15 protein-coding genes are annotated in these 19,463 nt (G+C 63.2%); 5 read left to right on the forward strand and 10 right to left on the reverse strand.

From position 1 onward, the window contains the following. Positions 1–106: 106 nt before the first annotated feature. The 5 genes from JOF28_RS02065 to JOF28_RS02085 form a co-directional block, all read right to left on the reverse strand. Positions 107–511 carry a VOC family protein gene (locus JOF28_RS02065; RefSeq protein ID WP_209706692.1) on the reverse strand — a complete coding sequence of 135 codons (405 nt, stop codon included), beginning with the start codon at positions 509–511 and terminating at the stop codon, positions 107–109. Positions 512–1,486: 975 nt separating this feature from the next. After that, on the reverse strand, positions 1,487–1,717 hold the full coding sequence (locus JOF28_RS02070) for a hypothetical protein (RefSeq protein ID WP_209704251.1): 231 nt from the start codon (positions 1,715–1,717) through the stop codon (positions 1,487–1,489). 172 nt (positions 1,718–1,889) lie between these two features. Then, complete coding sequence (glnA, locus tag JOF28_RS02075) at positions 1,890–3,314, reverse strand: type I glutamate--ammonia ligase (protein WP_209704252.1); 1,425 nt, start codon at positions 3,312–3,314, stop codon at positions 1,890–1,892. 109 nt (positions 3,315–3,423) lie between these two features. Next, a complete protein-coding gene (locus JOF28_RS02080; RefSeq protein ID WP_209704253.1) occupies positions 3,424–3,852 on the reverse strand; it encodes an RDD family protein in 429 nt (142 codons plus the stop codon). Between the two features lie 3 nt (positions 3,853–3,855). Continuing rightward, positions 3,856–4,548, reverse strand: a complete 693-nt coding sequence (locus JOF28_RS02085) for a DUF4191 domain-containing protein (protein ID WP_209704254.1) — start codon at positions 4,546–4,548, stop codon at positions 3,856–3,858. A 159-nt stretch (positions 4,549–4,707) separates the two neighbouring features. On the opposite strand from JOF28_RS02085, the gene JOF28_RS02090 reads away from it, so the two are divergent. Further along, on the forward strand, positions 4,708–5,181 hold the full coding sequence (locus JOF28_RS02090) for a hypothetical protein (RefSeq protein ID WP_209704255.1): 474 nt from the start codon (positions 4,708–4,710) through the stop codon (positions 5,179–5,181). Positions 5,182–5,201: 20 nt separating this feature from the next. Here the strand turns inward: JOF28_RS02090 and sucB are convergent, their stop codons facing one another. Both sucB and lpdA read right to left on the reverse strand, forming a co-directional pair. Continuing rightward, positions 5,202–6,887 carry a 2-oxoglutarate dehydrogenase, E2 component, dihydrolipoamide succinyltransferase gene (sucB, locus tag JOF28_RS02095; RefSeq protein ID WP_209704256.1) on the reverse strand — a complete coding sequence of 562 codons (1,686 nt, stop codon included), beginning with the start codon at positions 6,885–6,887 and terminating at the stop codon, positions 5,202–5,204. 38 nt (positions 6,888–6,925) lie between these two features. Beyond that, positions 6,926–8,299, reverse strand: coding sequence for a dihydrolipoyl dehydrogenase (lpdA, locus tag JOF28_RS02100; protein WP_209704257.1), 1,374 nt, complete (start codon positions 8,297–8,299; stop codon positions 6,926–6,928). Between the two features lie 238 nt (positions 8,300–8,537). On the opposite strand from lpdA, the gene JOF28_RS02105 reads away from it, so the two are divergent. Further along, positions 8,538–9,518, forward strand: a complete 981-nt coding sequence (locus JOF28_RS02105) for a proteasome assembly chaperone family protein (RefSeq protein ID WP_209704258.1) — start codon at positions 8,538–8,540, stop codon at positions 9,516–9,518. A 197-nt stretch (positions 9,519–9,715) separates the two neighbouring features. Beyond that, positions 9,716–11,137, forward strand: a complete 1,422-nt coding sequence (locus JOF28_RS02110; protein WP_209704259.1) for an RNA polymerase sigma factor — start codon at positions 9,716–9,718, stop codon at positions 11,135–11,137. Between the two features lie 108 nt (positions 11,138–11,245). On the opposite strand, the gene JOF28_RS02115 is transcribed toward JOF28_RS02110, so the two are convergent. Then, positions 11,246–11,467 carry a DUF7455 domain-containing protein gene (locus JOF28_RS02115; RefSeq protein ID WP_209704260.1) on the reverse strand — a complete coding sequence of 74 codons (222 nt, stop codon included), beginning with the start codon at positions 11,465–11,467 and terminating at the stop codon, positions 11,246–11,248. 277 nt (positions 11,468–11,744) lie between these two features. Here JOF28_RS02115 and JOF28_RS02120 point away from each other — a divergent pair, with 277 nt between their 5' ends. Continuing rightward, the gene (locus JOF28_RS02120) at positions 11,745–13,880 is read left to right on the forward strand and encodes a DNA gyrase/topoisomerase IV subunit B (RefSeq protein WP_209704261.1); all 2,136 of its coding nucleotides are present in this window, start codon (positions 11,745–11,747) and stop codon (positions 13,878–13,880) included. Positions 13,881–14,055: 175 nt separating this feature from the next. On the opposite strand, the gene JOF28_RS02125 is transcribed toward JOF28_RS02120, so the two are convergent. Beyond that, positions 14,056–16,530: a DNA gyrase/topoisomerase IV subunit A gene (locus JOF28_RS02125; protein ID WP_209704262.1), complete on the reverse strand. Its 2,475-nt coding sequence runs from the start codon at positions 16,528–16,530 to the stop codon at positions 14,056–14,058. Positions 16,531–16,539: 9 nt separating this feature from the next. On the opposite strand from JOF28_RS02125, the gene JOF28_RS02130 reads away from it, so the two are divergent. Continuing rightward, complete coding sequence (locus JOF28_RS02130; protein ID WP_209704263.1) at positions 16,540–17,766, forward strand: alkaline phosphatase family protein; 1,227 nt, start codon at positions 16,540–16,542, stop codon at positions 17,764–17,766. A 69-nt stretch (positions 17,767–17,835) separates the two neighbouring features. Here the strand turns inward: JOF28_RS02130 and sepH are convergent, their stop codons facing one another. Further along, positions 17,836–19,410, reverse strand: a complete 1,575-nt coding sequence (gene sepH, locus JOF28_RS02135) for a septation protein SepH (RefSeq protein WP_245189830.1) — start codon at positions 19,408–19,410, stop codon at positions 17,836–17,838. Between the last annotated feature and the right edge of the window lie 53 nt (positions 19,411–19,463).

A 19,463-nucleotide genomic window follows, 5' to 3' on the forward strand; every position in this document is an offset into this window, starting at 1 on the left:
TGTCCATGTGCGCCCCGCCCATATTCGCACTAACCAGTCGACGCGTTGCACGCATCACGAAGAGCACGTGAACTCGGGGCAAGGAAAGCATCGACGGTGCTGAACTTCACTTCAGACTTTGGGCAAGCATGACTAAGATCCCACTCGGACCCCGCACATAAGTGAGTCTGTATTGGTCTTCGTAGGTTGCGATGCCACGAAGCGGGTAGCAATCATGTTTTGCGGCAGCGTCTAGCGCGGCCTCGAGACACTCCACTGAGAACGCAACACGGTGCATTCCGATCGCGTTGGGAAGTGTCGGGTCAGTCTCAACCGCCATCGGAAAAATGTATTCGAACAGTTCAACGAAATCCTGACCGCCCGGGGTTTGCAGAAGAGCAATCTTGGCGTGGTTTCCGTCAAACCCCACCGCAGTGTCAGCCCACTCACCACTGATCGTATCCCTGCCCACAACGGTGAGACCGAGATCAACGAAGAATGCGATCGCATCCTCAAGATCACTTACTGCGATCCCTGTTTAGCAGAGGCTTCGGAGAGCGCCTGTGTATCGATCCGATAGCGCGGGCGTAACGAGACGAAAGCAGTCGACCCCGCCCGCCCGTGCTCTAGCCGGGCCAGGCGACGACCTTCACCTCTCGACCGCGTTCTGCCCCCACTAGATGAAGCAGTACTGGCATGCACGACACTGCCGATCCGGTCTCCTAGTATTTCTGCTGACACTGCGGGCATCTGACGTGTGGCAGCAGCCTCGGTACGCTGCGCAGAGGAGGACCCTCAACCTGACCCCAACTTTTTCGAGCTCTCCATGTAGTTGGTGCCAGCCGGGCTGTTCGTAGATACTCCCGCGGTTCCTTCTGTCGGGGAAGAGCCGTTCGTGGACTTCTGACTCGGTCATATCTGCCACGGTCTCCCATATGAGCTGCTCACGGGCGGCGCGCGCTTTGATCTTATGTACCATCAGAGTTGCTTCTTCTGTCGTCCGGTAACAGCGGACGGCAGAAGGAGCCTACGAGCGTGGCCCCCCAAAGACCTCCATATTGACTCGGGCGCTATTGGATACCTACACGCCCGCTATCGGGTCGTCACACAAGCGCTCTCCAATGCACCGACTAAACAATCCCTACGTTTTCTAACTTGATATTCATTCCAGGAATCGTACGCCTGCACTCCCTATAACACCGCAATTATTCACATGAAATGGGTGAATGACCGTGTCCCAATCGTGCGACGAACGCGAGCGGGATCCTCCTCGTCATTCACCGTTGAATGAAAACTCATTCTCGGCTAATGCTGCCTCGAGAATACGTATCGCTTTCGGACCGACCCCGTGTAGCTTCAATAGCTCCAAACGCGTAAGCATTGAAACCTGCTCCAGGGTTGAGACAGCAGTCCCCTTCAACGCTGCAGTGGCAGGTTTCCCAATATTGGGAAACACACACTCCACCCGAGGGGCTTCGCTGCTAGTCATGATCTAATTGAGTGTGAGCTAGCTTAGCCGCTCGAGCAGAATCTCCCTGGCGCGTGCCTCGACAACAGCGATGTCGATCCCGTCTACATTCAGATCAAGATCGAACGCAGCCGCCGCTGCTTGATCGGCGTCATTTACGCCCAACTCCATCGCCCGGTCTGCCGCGGCTAGGGAGACCTGCTCGGAAGCGGCGTCCATTACGGCCTTCATGATGTCTCCGGCGTCGAAGTCTGAACTCATATCGAACATCAATATCCTGCCTCTGCGTTTATACGATGCAGCGACCAAACCAATTACTGGCACGGGGTCGCCGATTATGGGTAAAACTAAGTCCGCACGTGCTGTCATTGCTTTCGCAACGACAGCACGTGCGGACCAAGGTTGTGGTGATCAGTTCGTGCCGATCACCGGTTTGTATGGCTTAGATCCCGTAGTAGAGCTCGAACTCGTACGGGTGCGGGCGCAGCGCCATCGGAGCGATCTCGGTCTCGCGCTTCATCGTCACCCAGGTCTCAATGAGCTCCTCGGTGAACACGTCACCCTCGAGCAAGAACTGGTGATCGAGCTCGAGTGCCCGCAGCGCCTCTTCGAGCGATGCGGGTACCTGAGGAATGTTCTTAGCCTCCTCGGGGGGAAGCTCGTAGAGATCCTTATCAATCGGATCCATCGGCTCAATGCGGTTACGAATACCGTCGAGGCCGGCCATCAGCTGAGCAGCGAAGGCGAGGTACGGGTTACCCGATGCATCGGGTGCACGGAACTCGATGCGCTTGGCCTTGGGGTTCGAGCCGGTGAGCGGAATGCGTACGGCGGCCGAGCGGTTACCTGCCGAGTAGGCGAGGTTGACCGGTGCTTCGTAGCCCTTGACCAAGCGACGGTAGCTGTTAATGGTGGGGTTCGTGAACGCGAGCAGCGCGGGTGCGTGGTGCAGAATGCCACCGATGTACCAGCGGGCCAGATCTGACAGACCGGCGTAACCGTTCTCGTCGTAGAACAGCGGCTCGCCGTCCTGCCACAGTGACATGTGGGTGTGCATGCCTGAACCGTTGTCACCGAACACGGGCTTGGGCATAAACGTTGCCGTCTTGCCCCACATGTCGGCCGTGTTCTTGACGATGTACTTGAACTTCAGCACGTCATCTGCCGCGCACACCATCGTGTTGAAGCGGTAGTTGATCTCGGCCTGGCCGGGGGCGCCCACCTCGTGGTGTGCACGCTCGAGAATCAGACCGGCTTCGATCAGGCGCAGCGAGATGTCGTCGCGCAGATCGGCCTGCTTGTCGGTGGGGGAGACGGGGAAGTAGCCGCCCTTTTCGCGGGTGGTGTACCCGGGGTTGCCGCCCTCCATCTTGCGGCCCGAGTTCCAAGCTGCCTCTTCTGAGTCAATCTCGTAGAAGGTGCGGCGAGGGGTGGTCTCGTAACGCACCGAGTCGAGAATGTAGAACTCGGCCTCGGGAGCGAAGAAGGCCGTATCGGCGATGCCGGTCGAAGCGAGGAAACGCTCGGCCTTCTTCGCAACCTGACGGGGATCCTTTGCGTAGATCTCACCCGTGCGGGGGTTGAAGATGTCACACACGACGATCAGGGTGCGCTCGGCACGGAACTGATCGATGTAGCAGGTGCTGGGATCGGGAATCAGCTGCATGTCTGATTCTGCGATGCTTGCGAAGCCAGCGATCGACGAACCGTCAAACATCTGACCGATTTCAAAGAAATCAAGGTCAGCTGCCGAAGCCGGGATGTTGAAGTGCTGCTGCACGCCCGGAAGATCGGTGAAACGGATGTCGACGAACTTGACGTCCGTCTCCTTAATGAAGTCGATGACTTCCTGGGGATTCTTGAACATGCTGCTCCTCATTGCTGATGCGCCGAACGGTATCGCTCGTTAGCACCAGCTTACGCGAATCGCATTTCACCACCATGAGAAGTATGTTTCGCGTGTGTTACAGATGCGATTACGCGCGAATCAGTACAGTCCCAGCGATTTTGTCGTGGAAGCCACGCTCATCTGAGTCCCATACCGCAACCGGTATGACGAGGCAGAGCAGCACCGTGCGCACGAGGGGGCGCCAGATCCCCACCCAGCCGCCGGCGATCGGCAGTACGCGCATGCCCAACAGGCGGTGCCCGATGGAGCCACCGATAGTGGGGATGAAGATGATTTGCATGCCGGCAAAAATGGCGAGCTGCCACCATGCTGCGTACGGGCCGCCAATCAACAGGTAGGCGGGCAATGAGGCAAGCGCCCAGTCGATCGCGATGGCGGCGAAGCGCCGACCAATGCGACCAACTGAGCGCTGACCCTCTGCGGGGAGGCCGAGGCGTTCGCCCGGCCACTCACTGGGAGCGAGGTCCCCAAATTTCTGCGGTTGTGATTTCGACATTGCTTAGCGGGGCCGCTGCGAACGAACCTTGTTGGGGTCCATTCCCTTGGGGATCCCCACGGGAGTGCCCTGCAGCGATGCGAGGCGGTTGAACACGGCCGCGATCTCGTTGCGGTTCAAGGCGGGCTTGAGCTTCACGAGCGACTTCGAGAGCTTGGCGAGGGGGATGCCGTCGCCATCGGGGCCGACGTACAGGTGCACGACGGTGACGCCCGAAAGCGCGCGCTTCACCTTGCGCTCTTCATCAGAAGCCATGCGCTGCGTGCGCTGGCGTGAGCCCTCTGAGATCAGCACGACGCCGCCGCGACCGATGACGCGGTAGACCGCATCCTGGTTGCGGTTGATGGCGACGGGAACCTCTGAGCCACGCCATGAGCGACGCAAGGCGCTCTGTACTACGGCGCCCACAGCGCCCGGGCGACCCTCGATCTGGTCGTACGCCACCTTTTCGGCGCGGCGACCCAGCACGATCATGACGAGCAGAATGCCCACCAAGATGCCCGTGACGGGCCACAGGATCCAGCTGAACCACACGCTACCGGGCAGCAGCAGCGCGAGCAGCACAGCCACCACAATGGGGCCGAGGAAGCACGCGAGCAATGCCAACGGCAGGTTTCGATCATGAACCTTGGTGGTCCGATAGACCTCGATCATCTGCTTAATGCGACCGGGACGCTTCGCCTTCTTTTCTGCCATACCTACCAGAATATCCCCTCTTGCTCAGTGCCGCGCACACAGCGTGCGTTGTCGGGCGCTGTTCGCTCACAGCGCCCCGATTTTGCCCCGGATCATCGACTTATTCACATCCCGCACTATCTGGTTGTTTCGCGCCGAAGAACGGGGCATCGTGAAGGGATGATTCCGAGAGATTCGCCACCGCCCGCAGGCCGCACCGCCGGTGCCGCCGCGATGTTGGCCGATCGGCTCGAACGGTTTTGTGCCCGCGGCATTGGCTACCGCAGTTTGGGGGTGTGCCGCGAACCGGGCGTGAGCGTCGCGGCGCACGAACGACTTGGGCACGACGCGGGCTGCGCGACGCTCGGCGTGCCGCGCCGCGCGATTGTGATCACGCTCGGCATGTGGGATCGGGTGGGAGCTACACCGCTGCTATTGGAAGCGATCGATGAGGCGATCACTTCGCTTGCCGAGGCAGGGGCTGCGCGACGCACGGGGGAGTGGAATGCGCAGTTGGCGAGTGAGTGTGTGGCGTTCGCGATCCGGAGCAAAATTACGCCGAGCCCCAGCGAGCAGGCCGCCCCAACACCGCCGCTAGAAAACACAGCGGCCGCGATGTCCCGAAGGAAATCGCGGCCGCAGGTGAGGAGGTAAAAACCACCTGGGTGAATCAATTACATTCCGAGGTCGCCCTCGAAGTCGCCAGCCTCGAGGCGCGCGCGCACCTGGCTGAGGAACCGTGCTGCGTCTGCGCCATCAACGATGCGGTGATCGTACGACAGTGCGAGGTAGACGGTGGAGTGGATTGCCACGCTGTCGCCCTCGGGAGTCGAAACCACAACGGGCTTCTTCACGACGGCGCCGGTGCCCAAAATGGCCACCTGCGGCAGGAACACGAGCGGCGTGTCGAACAGTGCGCCACGTGAGCCGGTGTTCGTCAGCGTGAACGTGCCACCGCTGAGTTCGTCGGGCCTCAGCTTGTTGTCGCGCGTGCGTGCAGCGAGATCAGCGATCTCACCCGAGATCTGAGCGAGGTTCTTCTCGCCAGCGTCACGCAGTACGGGCGTCAGCAGGCCACGCTCGGTGTCAACAGCAATGCTGATGTTCTCGTGATCGGGGTAGCTGATCGAGTCACCCTCGACCGTCGCGTTGACGATCGGGTAGGTGCGCAGCGCCTCAGCGGCCGCCAGAGCGAAGAACGGCAGGAAGGAAAGCTTCGAGCCGGTCTTGGCGAGGAACTCGTCCTTCTTGGCCTGGCGAAGCTTGGCCACGCGAGTGACGTCAACCTCAACCACGGTGGTCAGCTGTGCGGTGCTCTGCAGTGACTGCACAGCGCGCTCAGCGATGACCTTACGCAGGCGGCTCATCTTGACCGAGGTGCCGCGCAGCGGTGAAACCTCAAGCGGAGCCTTGGCCTTCGCGGCGGGAGCAGCAGCCGCGGCGGCGGGAACTGCAGCAGCGAGCACATCTTCCTTGCGGATGCGACCGCCCACGCCGGTGCCGGTGACCTTCTCGAGGTCGACGCCGCGCTCGTTTGCAAGCTTGCGCACGATCGGGGTGACGTAGGTGGCGTTGCTTGCGTCAGCTGCGGGAGCAGCCACAACCGGTGCGGCGGCCGGAGCCGGAGCAGCGGGGGCAGCAGCAGGCGCTACAGCAGCGGGTGCCGGGGCAGCCACGGGAGCAGGGGCTACAACGGGTGCGGGAGCCGCAACCGGGGCAGCGGGGGCTGCAACAGGAGCTGCGGGCGCAGCCGGAGCTGCCGAGCCGATGCGTGCGAGCACGCCGCCGACCTCAACCGTGTCGTCTTCCTGCACCATGATCGCCTGAACGATGCCGGCGATGGGCGACGGAACCTCGGTGTCAACCTTGTCGGTCGAAACCTCGAGCAGCGGCTCATCGACCTCAATCGAATCGCCAACCTCCTTCAGCCAGCGCGTGACGGTGCCCTCGGTGATGCTCTCGCCCAGTGAGGGGAGAACAACATCCTGGCCATCGCCTGCGGGGGCAGCGGCTGCCTCAGCAACCGGTGCAGCAGGAGCTGCCGGTGCGGCAACGGGAGCTGCGGGGGCAGCTACGGGCTCAGCAACCGGTGCGGCTGCGGGAGCCGCGGGGGCTGCCGACGTGCCATCACCGATGCGTGCCAGCTCAGCGCCAACCTCAGCGGTCTCGTCTTCTTCTACAAAGATTGCTTCGAGCACGCCAGCTACGGGCGAGGGGATCTCGGTGTCGACCTTGTCGGTCGAGACCTCGAGCAGCGGCTCGTCAATCTCAACCGTGTCGCCAATGTTCTTCAACCAGCGGGTGACCGTTCCTTCAGTCACACTCTCACCCAGTGCGGGGAGGACTACCGATTCACTCATCGTGTATATCTCCGTTCGTTCTTTAAATCTCTGGGCGATTAAATCGCGTGCAGCGGCTTGCCAGCGAGCTTCAGCATCGCTTCGCCAATGGTTTCGTTCTGCGTCGGGTGGCCGTGAATCAACGGTGCCACATCCTCGGGGTATGCTTCCCAGTTCACGATGAGCTGAGCTTCGCCAACGAGTTCACCGACGCGTGCGCCGATCATGTGCACACCGACCACGGGGCCGTTGTTGACGCGCACAGCCTTGACTGAACCCGAAGTGCCCAGGATGGAGCTCTTGGCGTTACCGGCGAGGTTGTACTCGTACGCGGTGACGTTGTCTGCGCCGAACTTCTCCTTGGCCTTCGCCTCGGTGAGGCCGACCGACGCGATCTCGGGGTCACAGTAGGTGACCTTCGGGATGTTGACGTCTTCGACGATCACCGGGTTGAGGCCAGCAATCTCTTCTGCCACGAAGATGCCCTGCTGGTAGCCGCGGTGTGCAAGCTGCAGGCCAGGAACGATGTCGCCCACGGCGTAGACGCCGGGAACGTTGGTGGCGAGGCGCTCGTTCGCGAGCACGAAGCCGCGATCCATCGCGACGCCAACCTCTTCGAAGCCAGCACCCTGGGTGGCCGGGCCACGGCCCACGGCGACGAGCAAGTAGTCAGCGTTGAGCTGCGTACCGTCTTCGAGCGTGACGGTGACGCTCGAGGCGTCCTGCGTGACCGACTGGAAACGCACGCCGATCTTGAAGCCGATGCCGCGTTTCTTGAAGGCACGCTCGAGCTGCTTTGACACAGACTCTTCCTCGTTGGGCACGAGGTGGGGCAGGCCCTCAACGATGGTGACGTCGGCACCGAATGAACGCCAGACGCTGGCGAACTCAACGCCGATCACGCCGCCGCCCAAGATGATGACCTTGCTCGGAATCTCTTCGAGCTCGAGTGCGTGCTCGCTCGTGATGACGCGGCCGCCAATCTCGAGGCCGGGGAGTGAGCGAGAGTACGAACCGGTGGCGAGCACCACGTTCTTACCGATGATGCGGTCTGCGCCTACCTGCACGGTGTTGGGGGCGATGAGCTTGCCCAAGCCGTCAATCACGGTGATGCCGTTGGCCTTCAAGAGTCCCTGCAGGCCCTTGTGCTTTCCGGCAACGAGCGTGTTGCGGTAGTTGTTGACCTGCGCGATGTCGATGCCGGCGACGCTCGAAAGCACACCGTACTTCTCGCCCTCGCGCGCAACGTCGGCAATCTCTGCGGAGTGCAGCAGTGCCTTGGTGGGCACGCAGCCACGGTGCAGGCAGGTGCCTCCGAGCTTGTCTTTCTCAATGACAGCTGCGGTCATACCCAGCTGCGTAGCGCGGATAGCGGTTGCGTAACCCGCGCTTCCTCCGCCCAGGACGACAATGTCAAACTGCTGATCGGCCAAGTGGGATCTCCCTCGGTGTGTTCGCATGTAAAAGGGCGCCCGATAAGGGCGCACGGTGACTAGCCTACACCCGCATGAGGAGTGCTGAGGGATGCACTCGCGGTGCCCGTCGCGAGCATTTGCGCACAGGTGTCGTCGCCGCCCCAATATGGGGGCCCGGGGCACCCCCGCTGAGGGTTTCGCTCACGGCGTCACCACAACGGGCCCGATCCGGAGCCGCTGTTCATAGGATGGATATGTGAGCGATTCAATCTTTTCTGCAGAGTACGCCGATAGGCGCGCCCAGGTGCCCCGTGGCATCCCACTGATTGTTGCGCTGCAAGGGCTCAGCGACGCCGGGGGAGCGATTTCGCAACTCGAGGAGTATCTGTGGGAGCGGTGCAAGCCCGAGGTGATCGTGCGGTTCAACACCGATCTGTTGCTCGATTACCGATCAAGGCGCCCGGTCATCACCTTCGAGAACGACCACTTCACCGATTATGAGCCTGAAGAGCTCACCCTGAGCCTCGCGCACGATGAGCTCGGCAGCCCCTTCCTGCTGCTGAGCGGGTTCGAGCCCGATTACCGCTGGGAACTGTTCATCGACACGGTGCTGCTGCTCGTGCACGAGTTCGAGGTCTCGATCACGGCGTGGAGCCATGCGATCCCGATGCCGGTGCCACACACGCGCCCCATTTCGATGACGGTGAGTGGTTCGCGCGAGGATCTCATTGAGGCGCGTTCGGCGTGGCGCCCCAACACGAAGCTCTCGGCTTCTGCGGCGCACGTGCTCGAATACCGACTGCACTCGCTGGGCGAGGAGGTCGCGGGCCTCGCGCTTTTGATTCCGCACTACCTCGCGAGCACCGAATACCCCGAGGCGCTGTATGCCGCCCTCGACGGGCTGATGGCGGCCACCGGGCTGATCTTTGCCACCGATGATGTGCGGGCCCGGGCGCGCACGTTCACCGAGCAGGTAGACGCCCAGATCAGTGAGAATCACGAGTCCCTCGAGATGGTGCGCACGCTCGAGAAGCGCTACGACACCTATATGGAAGATCACGAGACGCGCTCGCCCCTGATCAGCGACGATGGCTCACTGCCCAGCGCCGATCAAATCGCGAGCGAGCTCGAACGATTCTTGGCGCAGCAGCGGGGCCCGGGTGATTTTGGGTACCCCGAGGCCCCGGGTGACCCGGGCCCTGATTCTGACGAAGCTGCTCCGGATCACGGCGAGTAGCACGATTGGCCCTTCCGTGCCGGCGGCTCACGTGGTAAAACACACAGGCGCGATCGTGCAATAATGGAGGGGCTAGCCCATCCAAGTTTGCGTTGAGGTCCCCTATCGGACCGAAGCAGGCTTGACATGGGTTTTCATGCTGTGAGCACTCGCCCGTTTGGTGACACAGCCCCATTCCGACACAGAGAGGCGGCTGCGTGGCAACTGCATCCACCCCCACTACTCGCTCGACCTCGGCCAAGACTGCTCAGTCTGCCGCGGAGGATGCCGCAGAGGTGAAGGACGACACAGCGGCGGCGCCAAAGGCGACCGCTAAGAAGACGACCACTACGAAGACCGCCACCGCCGCGAAGACCACGGCGACGAAGACTGCGGCCGCCAAGGCCACAGCTACGAAGGCTACGGCCACCAAGGCGGCTACGACGAAGGCAGCGGCTACTAAGGCCGCAACCACGAAGGCGGCAGCGACCAAGGCTGCTGCTGCAAAGAAGGCCGCTGAAGCTGCCGAGGTAGCACCCGCTGCCAAGAAGAAGACTTCGAGGAAGAAGTCATCTGACGCGATTGATTACAGCGCCATCGCAGCAGAAGAAGAGCCCGTCGAGGTTGAGAAGCCTGCCGCGACCGTCACCGAACCGCTGCCCACCGGCGCAATTGTGCTGAAGGCCAGCGAAGAAGAAGACGTACCGACCTACACGACCGCCATCCCCGGCGCGACTGCAGACCCGGTAAAGGACTACCTGAAGCAGATCGGTAAGGTCGCACTGCTGAACGCGGCCGAAGAGGTCGAGCTCGCTATGCGTATCGAGGCGGGCCTGTTTGCCGCTGAGAAGCTCGGCACCGAAAAGGGTCTGCCCAAGAAGCTTGAGCGCGAGCTCAAGTGGGTTGCCCGTGACGGCCAGCGTGCCAAGAGCCACCTGCTGGGCGCCAACCTGCGCCTCGTGGTGTCGCTTGCGAAGCGCTACACCGGCCGCGGCATGCAGTTCCTTGACCTGATCCAGGAAGGTAATCTGGGCCTGATCCGTGCCGTCGAGAAGTTCGACTACACCAAGGGCTTCAAGTTCTCGACCTACGCCACCTGGTGGATCCGTCAGGCCATCACGCGCGCTATGGCTGACCAGGCCCGCACGATCCGTATTCCCGTGCACATGGTCGAGGTCATCAACAAGCTCGCCCGCGTGCAGCGTCAGATGCTGCAGGATCTGGGCCGCGAGCCCACTCCTGAAGAGCTGAGCCGCGAGCTCGACATGACCCCTGAAAAGGTCGTCGAGGTGCAGAAGTACGGCCGCGAGCCCATCTCACTGCACACCCCGCTGGGCGAAGACGGTGACAGCGAGTTCGGTGACCTCATTGAGGACACCGAGGCGATTGTTCCCGCCGACGCTGTGGGCTTCACGATGCTGCAGCAGCAGCTCGAGCAGCTGCTTGATTCGCTGTCTGAGCGCGAAGCCGGCGTGATCCGCATGCGCTTTGGCCTCGGTGACGGCATGCCGAAGACCCTCGACCAGATTGGCGACACGTTCGGGGTTACCCGCGAGCGCATCCGTCAGATCGAGTCGAAGACGATGGCGAAGCTGCGCCACCCGTCGCGGTCGCAGCAGCTGCGCGACTACCTCGAGTAAATCGACAGTCCAATAGGTAAGGCCCCGGGAGTGATCCCGGGGCCTTACCTATTGGTTCGCCAGCTGCGTGGTCGCAATCTGCGAGGTGCGCGCGCTGGCCCAGCTGGGCTATGCGCCGAGCTTGTGGCTCTCGTCGTGCCAGGCTTCAGCCATGGGCTTCAGCTTCGCCTCGTGCTTGTTTGCGTGGTGGGCGCAGAACAGTAGTTCGCTGCCGCCAAGCGCAACTCGCACGTACGCCTGTGCACCACAGCTGTCGCAGCGATCCAGCGACGTGAGTGGGCGATCAGTGGCCTGAGTGTCAGTCGCGAGGTCATGCTCGATAGTCGACATCTCGTCCTCCCGTTCCTCGTCCGATATATGTTCACTTCCTATCCAATCACTCATCACCCAAATGCGCGATTTTTCGTGGGCCTGGTTCGCTGTGCGCGTAGTGTGACCACCCTTGCCGGCAGCATTTAGGTCTTGGGGTGACCGCTTTTGGGTGTTGCCTGACCCTGCGATGTGTATAGCGCACTCGAAAGTTTGTACGCGCCGAGCCCGCGGCCAGCCAATGTCGGCGGTGTCAATTAGGCTAGAGAAGTCAACGTCTAATAAGGAGATCCGCCGAGTGGCCGAACAGAACACAGCTTCAGGTGCATCGAAGACCGCAGCATCAGAGTCGAATTATTCGGCCAGGCACCTCACGGTCCTCGAGGGGCTCGAAGCGGTGCGCAAGCGCCCGGGCATGTACATCGGCACCACCGATTCTCGCGGCCTCATGCACTGCCTGTGGGAGATCATCGACAACTCGGTCGATGAGGCCCTCGCCGGCCACGGCAACGAGATTGGCATCACGCTGCACGCTGACGGCAGCGTGACCGTGACCGATAAGGGCCGCGGCGTGCCCGTCGACATTGAGCCCAAGAGTGGGCTGAGCGGCGTTGAGCTCGTGTTCACGAAGCTGCACGCCGGCGGCAAGTTCGGCGGGGGAGGCTACGCCTCCTCTGGTGGCCTGCACGGTGTGGGTGCTTCGGTCGTCAACGCACTCTCCTCACGTCTCGACGTCGAGGTGGATCGCGCCGGTAAGACCTGGGCCATGTCATTCAGGCACGGTGAGCCCGGCGAGTTCGCGGGCGAGGGCCCCGAGAGCGCGTTCACCCCGTACGACAACGCCTCGCAGTTGCGCCTCGTGGGCAAAGCAAAGCGCGGGGTCACCGGTACGCGGGTGCGCTACTGGGCCGACCCACAGATCTTCTTGGCGACGGCGCGCTTCGAGCCCGAGTCGCTCATCGCGCGCGCCCGACAGACTGCCTTCTTGGTGCCCGGTTTGGCCATTGAGATTCGCGATGAACGACCCGAGGGTCTTGACGAGGCTGGCGCACCCACGGTGCACTCATTCTCCTACGAGGGTGGGCTCTCTGAGTTCGTTGAGTTTCTGTCAACCGATTCGCCGCTCACCGACACGTGGCGCATCACCGACGAGGGCAAGTTTAAAGAGACCGTTCCCGTGATGGATGAGGTCACCGGTCACCTCGTTTCACGCGAGGTCGAGCGCAACTGCGAGGTCGACATTGCGCTGCGCTGGGGCACCGGCTACGACACCTCGGTGCAGAGCTTCGTCAACATTATTTCAACGCCCAAGGGCGGCACCCACCTGGCCGGCTTCGAGCAGGGCATCACCAGGTTCTTCCGCAAGCAGATCGAAACAAACGCGCGCAAGCTGAAGGCTGGCACCGATAAGCCCGATAAGGATGACCTGCTCACCGGGTTGACCGCGGTGGTCACCGTGCGCGTGCCCGAGCCCCAGTTTGAGGGACAGACCAAAGAGGTGCTCGGCACCGCTGCGGTGCGGGCGATCGTGTCGAAGGCCATCGTCAAGGGCCTCACCGAACGCTTCGAATCGGTCAAGAAGGCCGACCGTGCCCAAACCGGTGCCCTGCTTGAAAAGATGGTCTCCGAGATGAAGGCGCGCATCTCCCTACGCGCGCAGCGCGACACCGCACGGCGTAAGAGCTCGCTCGAGAGTTCCTCGCTTCCGGCCAAGCTCATCGATTGCCGCTCCAAGAAGGTCGCAGAGACTGAGATCTTCATCGTGGAGGGCGACAGCGCGCTCGGCACCGCGCGCCCCGCACGCGACAGCGAATTTCAGGCGCTCCTGCCCATTCGCGGCAAGATCCTCAACGTACAAAAAGCGTCGGTCGCCGAGATGCTCAACAACCTCGAGTGCGGCTCGATCATTAAGGTGATCGGCGCGGGCTCTGGGCGTGACTTCGATCTCGAATCGGCGCGGTACGGCAAGGTGATTTTGATGAGCGACGCCGACGTCGACGGCGCCCACATTCGCACCCTGCTGCTCACCCTGTTCTTCAGGTACATGCGCCCGATGCTTGAGGCCGGTCGCGTCTACGCCGCCGTGCCGCCGCTGCACCGCGTGATCATTCAGCACGCCGGCCGCAAGGCAAACGAGACGGTATACACGTACAGCGAACAAGAGCTGAACAAGCTGCTGGCCGACCTGCGCAAGCGCGGCAAGAAGTACCAAGAGCCGATTCAGCGCTACAAGGGTCTGGGTGAAATGGACGCCGATCAGCTGGCCGAAACCACGATGGATCGTGAACACCGCACACTGCGCCGGGTGCGCCTCGAAGACGCCCACGCAGCGTCGGCGATGTTTGAGCTGCTGATGGGCAACGATGTCGCCCCGCGCAAGGAGTTCATCATCGACAACGCCGACGACATGGATCGCGACCGCATCGACGCATGACGCGGGCCTTCTGCCCGCGTCACGGCGCCTCGCAGCGCTGACGACAGCAAACGGCGCTTCCCAGCATCATGCTGGGAAGCGCCGTTTCGGTTTGAGTGTGCCGCTTCGCAGTGAGCTGCTTCGCCCGGTGTGGGCTGTCCATCAGGCGATGACAGCCCACACCGGCAGTACTGGGTTAGGGAGCGACGCCCACATAGGCGGCCGCGCCGTCGAGCGGGGTGCCCGAGCCGTCGCGTTTGCCCAGTTCGGTGGGCAGCTTACGTGCCGCCCCGTCAAGTGACAGCGCGCGCGGTTCGCCCGCGCCCACCCACGCACATGAGATCTGGTCTTCCCATTTCAAGAATCGCTGCACACGCACGCCACCCGTGGCCCGGCCCTTGGCGGGAATCTCGGCCCAGTCGGTGACCTTCGCGGTGGCGACATCGGTGCCGGGCAGCGTGATGGAGCTGTCTGCCACGGTCACGACTCGCGCCTCAACACCCTCGGGCACTGCGCCGGCAAACACCACGCGGGCTTCTGCGCCCAGTTTGATGCCCGTCATACCCGCGGCGGGCCGGCCCTGCGCACGCACGGTCGCCGCGGGGAACCGCAGCAGCTGCGCCTCGCTGGTGACGACGGCGAACTCGGCCCCATCGGGGGCGGGGAACGCCGCGAGCAGCCGGTCGTCGCCCTTCAGCGTAATGACCTCGAACGTGGGCTTGGCGGGCAAATCACTCAGCACCACACGCTTCACCACGCCCTGGCTGGTGAACAAACCGATCAGGGCATCAGATTCGAGGGGCACAATGCCCACGACGCTGAGCTTCTTGTCGGTGATGCCCAGGTAATCGAGCAGTTTCACACCCGCCGAGAAGGCGATGCTTGCGCCCGGCACGAGCGGCAGATCCACGGGGGTGAATCGCTGCAGCGTGCCGTCGCTGAGAATGGCGCCCAGTTCGCTGCGCACCGTCGCTTCAACGGTGGCCAGTACGGCGCCGTGCTTCGTGGCGCGTGATGTTGATCGCGGCAGTTCGCCGCTCTCGGGGTCGCGGTCGACGCGCAACGCCCGGCCCGTGACCGACAGCATCACGGCGCAGGGGGAGTCGGCAACCTCGAGTGACTTCGGGGCGGCGCCGGCACGCGCGGGGCGCATAACCGCACCCGTGAGCAGCGTACGCCGCGGTGTGCCATACGTTTCGGCGACCTGATCGAGCTCGGTCGCGACCACTTTACGCAGGTTCGCTTCGCTCCCCAAGATCTCAAGCAGTTCGGCGATTTCCTTGCTGAGTTCGTCGCGTTCGGCTTCAAGCTCGACGCGCGAGAACTTCGTGAGCCGTCGCAGGCGCAGCTCGAGAATGTACTCGGCCTGTGCCTCTGACAGGTCAAACACCTGCATCAGGCGTGAGCGCGCGCTGTCAGAGTCATCGCTGGCGCGAATCACCTGAATGACTTCATCAATGTCGAGGATCGCGATGAGCAGCCCCTCAACGAGGTGCAGTCGATCGCGGCGCTTACGCAGCCTGAACTCGCATCGGCGGGTGATGACCGAGATGCGGTGATCTAGGAACACCCGCAGCATTTCCCGCAGCCCCAGGGTCTGCGGCTGGCCCTTGACGAGCGCGACCGAGTTGATGCTGAACGAGTCTTCGAGCGGGGTGTACCGGTAGAGCGCTTCGAGCACCGCTTCGGGTGAGAACCCGGTCTTGAGCGTGATCACGAGCCGCATACCGTTTTTGCGGTCGGTGAGATCAGCGACGTCAGAAATGCCCGACAGCTTCTTCGCGTCAACACCCTGCTTGATCTTCTCGATCACGCGCTCGGGGCCAACGAGATAGGGCAGTTCAGTCACGACGAGGCCGGTGCGGCGCGGGCCGAGCTGTTCCACCGACACCTTGGCGCGGGTGCGGAAGGCGCCACGGCCGGTGCGGTAGGCATCCTTAATGCCGTCGAGCCCAACGATCGTGCCGCCGCCGGGCAGGTCGGGCCCGGGGATAAACTCCATTAGCTCTTCGACCGTGGCGCGCGGGTTTGAGAGCAGGTGCTTGGCGCCGTCAACGACCTCGATGAGGTTGTGGGGAGCGAGGTTGGTCGCCATGCCCACCGCGATACCGCTCGCCCCGTTCACGAGCAGGTTGGGAATCGCCGAGGGCAACACCTCGGGCTGCATGATCTGGTTGTCGTAGTTCGGCACGAAATCGACAACGTCTTCGTCAAGCGAGTCAGTCATGGCGATCGCCGCGCCCGCCAGGCGAGCCTCGGTGTATCGCGACGCGGCCGGGCCGTCATCGAGCGAACCAAAGTTGCCGTGGCCGTCAATGAGCGGCAACCGCAGGGCAAAGTCTTGTGCAAGGCGCACGAGCGCATCGTAGATCGAGGCGTCGCCGTGTGGGTGGAGCTTACCCATCACTTCGCCGACCACGCGCGCCGATTTCACGTGACCCTTCTCGGGCTTCAGGCCCATATCTTGCATCATAAAGAGGATGCGGCGCTGTACCGGCTTCATGCCGTCGCGCGCATCGGGCAGGGCGCGCGAGTAAATCACCGAGTAGGCGTACTCGAGAAACGAGCCCTCCATCTCTTGCGAGATATCGATGTCCTCGATGCGTTCGCCCGGGGCTTCGTGAGGGTGTGCGGGCGTGACTGCAGAGGTGTTATTCGGGACGTCGGTCATAATGAAACAATGCTATCGATAGCCACTGACAACGGCGGGAGGCTTGCCGCGATTGCGCCAGCTGGCCTCGCTGCCCTCGCGCGCGGCCTGGGCCATGACCCCGCCGCCACCCTTGCCGACGCATTTTCGCGTCCCATCAGCCCTGATGCACCGCAGCTGGGCGAGTTGCCCGCGATCAGGTCGTTCGTGATCATCGCGGTTGACGGGCTCGGGCACGCGAACCTCGGCGCGCGCATCGGCCACGCCCCGACGCTCGCCCGCATGCCCCGTAAGCGCATCGAGACGGTCGCTCCGTCGACGACGGGCGCGGCCCTCACCACGTTGGTCACAGGCCAGCTGCCGGGCACACACGGCCTCCTGGGCTATCGCATCAGGCACCCTGAGCTGGGGCTGCGCACCACGCTCAGCGAGTGGGACGGCATCGACGATGTGCGTGCATGGCAACGTAGCGAGCCCCTGTTCCACGCGGCAGAGCGGCTTGGGGCGCAACCCTACGTGATCGGGCGCCCAGCGCACGCCGATAGCGGCCTGACGCGCGCAAATCTCTCGGGCGCCGAATATCTATCGGGCCAGCGCATCGAGGATCGGTTCGCTGAGGCGGCGCGCGTGGTGCGCGGCGGTGACCCGAGCTTTGTCTACCTGTACGTCGATGAGCTCGATCGTGCGGCCCACACCTATGGGTGGCAGAGCAACGAATGGGTGCGCAGGCTCGAGCAGCTCGATGCCTCGCTCGATGGCTTCTTGCGCACCCTGCCGGCTGATGTGGGCGTGGTGCTCACCGCAGACCACGGCATTATCGATGTCGCCGCACACGAGCACATGATGCTCGACGCTGACCCCGCACTGATGCAGGGCGTCACCGAGGTCGGGGGAGAGCCCCGGTTTCGGTCGCTATACCTCGATGCGGGTGTCGATGCCACGCAGGTGGCGCGGGCCTGGGCCGAGAACCAGGGAGCACTCGCCTGGGTGGGCACCCGCGAAGAATTTATTGCCACGGGCTGCTTCGGTGACGTCGACGCGCAGGCCGCAGCGCGCCTCGGCGATGTGCTCATCGCGGCACGCAAGCGCGTCGCGTACTACCTCTCCACCGATGACCCCGCGGCCCGCGACATGATCGGGCAGCACGGTTCATTCAGCGAGGAAGAGCGCGGCATCCCGCTCGCGCTCGGTGGCGCGCTCGTGGGCACCCCGTTTGCGTCGGTGGTGGCGCGGGCCGCAGCCACTTACGCGCGCTAAACAAGCCTCGGGTGCCTGAGGGCGCCCGAGGCTTGTGGCCGCGGTGAGATCGAGATCTGGGATCCGGATCTAGGTTGCAGGGTCCTCGTCACTTCGCGTGCCGAACAAAATATCGTCCCAGCTGGGAATCGATGCGCGACCCTTTTTGGGCGCGCGCGCATCAGCTGCGGCATCGGCCGGCGGGGCAGCGGTGACGTTGGTCAGCGCGGGGGTTGCCGCGAGCGTCACGGGCACCAGTGATTTGGGCTGAGCCGGCGCTGCGGGCTCAGCGGGCGCCGCCTGGGCATCGCGGCTCGTGTCGCTGTCGCTCGCCAGGCTGTCGGGCGTGACACCCGAGGCAACTCCGGCACCACCCCAGATGCTGCGTGACTTCTTCAGGCCGCGCAGCGGTGCCGCGTCAGCCGGCACCGTCTCGACCGTGGCGGGCGCCTCAGGGCGCGGCGCGGTCGGCTGAGATGCCTGCGCCGGCGTCTGAATGGGCGTCGTATCGGTGTTGTCGGGCGCCTTCACCTCGGCCAGCTTGCGCTCGCCTCGGCGACGACGCAGCGCATCGAGCAGATCGGCCGTCTGGCTGAAGTCCACGGGGCCCGAGTCGTCGCTCTTAATCGCGCGCTGGTCAATCTCGCGGCGCCGCGCATACTCGGCGTTAGCGTCGAGCGGAGCAGCGGGCTTCGAGATCCGCTTGGGCAGGGGAGCTGGAGCAACAGGGGCACCCTTGGCGACCTTCGCGGGCTGCTCAGCGTTCACCCGAGCCGCCGTAAAGACGTTGTTCACCGGGGCGGCTGGGGGAGCCGCCGGGCTCGCCACAGCGGCTGGAGCGTGAGGGGCCGCAGCAGGCTTCGGGCGCGTCTGAGCGGCGTCATCGCCCGCGGGCTTCTCGCTCTTCGAATCGCTCTTCGCCTCGGGCTTCGCCTGTGCTGGCGTCGTTGACTGAGCCGCCGTTGCGCGGTCAGCAGCAGCCACCGCGGGCGTGAGGGGCGCGGGCGCCGGGCGCGACTGGGCGGGGCTATCGCTCTGCGGTTCGCTGACCTCTGCGAACTGAGAGGTACGGTCGCCGTTATCCACGGCACGCAGCTTCGGAATCAGCCGGTCACCGACATCGCCCTGCTTAGACATGCTCACCGCATCAGAGTTGATCGGTGCAAGGGTTTGCTTGCGGTGATCAAAGCTCCACAGTGCGCGATGGGCAACGTCACGAGAAATAAATTCGAGGCTGATCAACCAGCCCGTCTCTTCGTCTCGCCACGCTGACCAGTCGGTGGCTTCAGCTTCGAGCACGATGAGCCGTTCGGCAATCACCGCACCAAACTGCTGATCGCTGTCATCATTGGCATCCGTGCGCACGGGGATGGCGTGGGCACGGTCAAGAATGTAGCGGCGCTCTGCGAGCACCGGTTCCTCATACCGCTCAATGTCTGCCTCTTCGAGGCCGGTCATGGCGGCAATTTCGGCACGCGATTTTCCGGCGCGCACCAGCGACTGGATCTCGCGAGGGCGCACACGGCCCGTCTCGCGTTCCTTACGACTGGCGTGCTTGAGTTCAGACATCAGCAGATCGTCAATCACCAGTCGGAATTCATCGTCGCTCGCGTTCGCGAGAATCAGCGATCGCTCTTCGCGTCGCACAAAACGCAGCTCGTTCATCGGCGCGCTCCCTTCCGTGGTTCGCGAACAAGATTGGCACATGACGTGGTAGA

Source organism: Leucobacter exalbidus (genome assembly GCF_017834145.1).
Taxonomy (GTDB): Bacteria; Actinomycetota; Actinomycetes; order Actinomycetales; family Microbacteriaceae; genus Leucobacter; species Leucobacter exalbidus.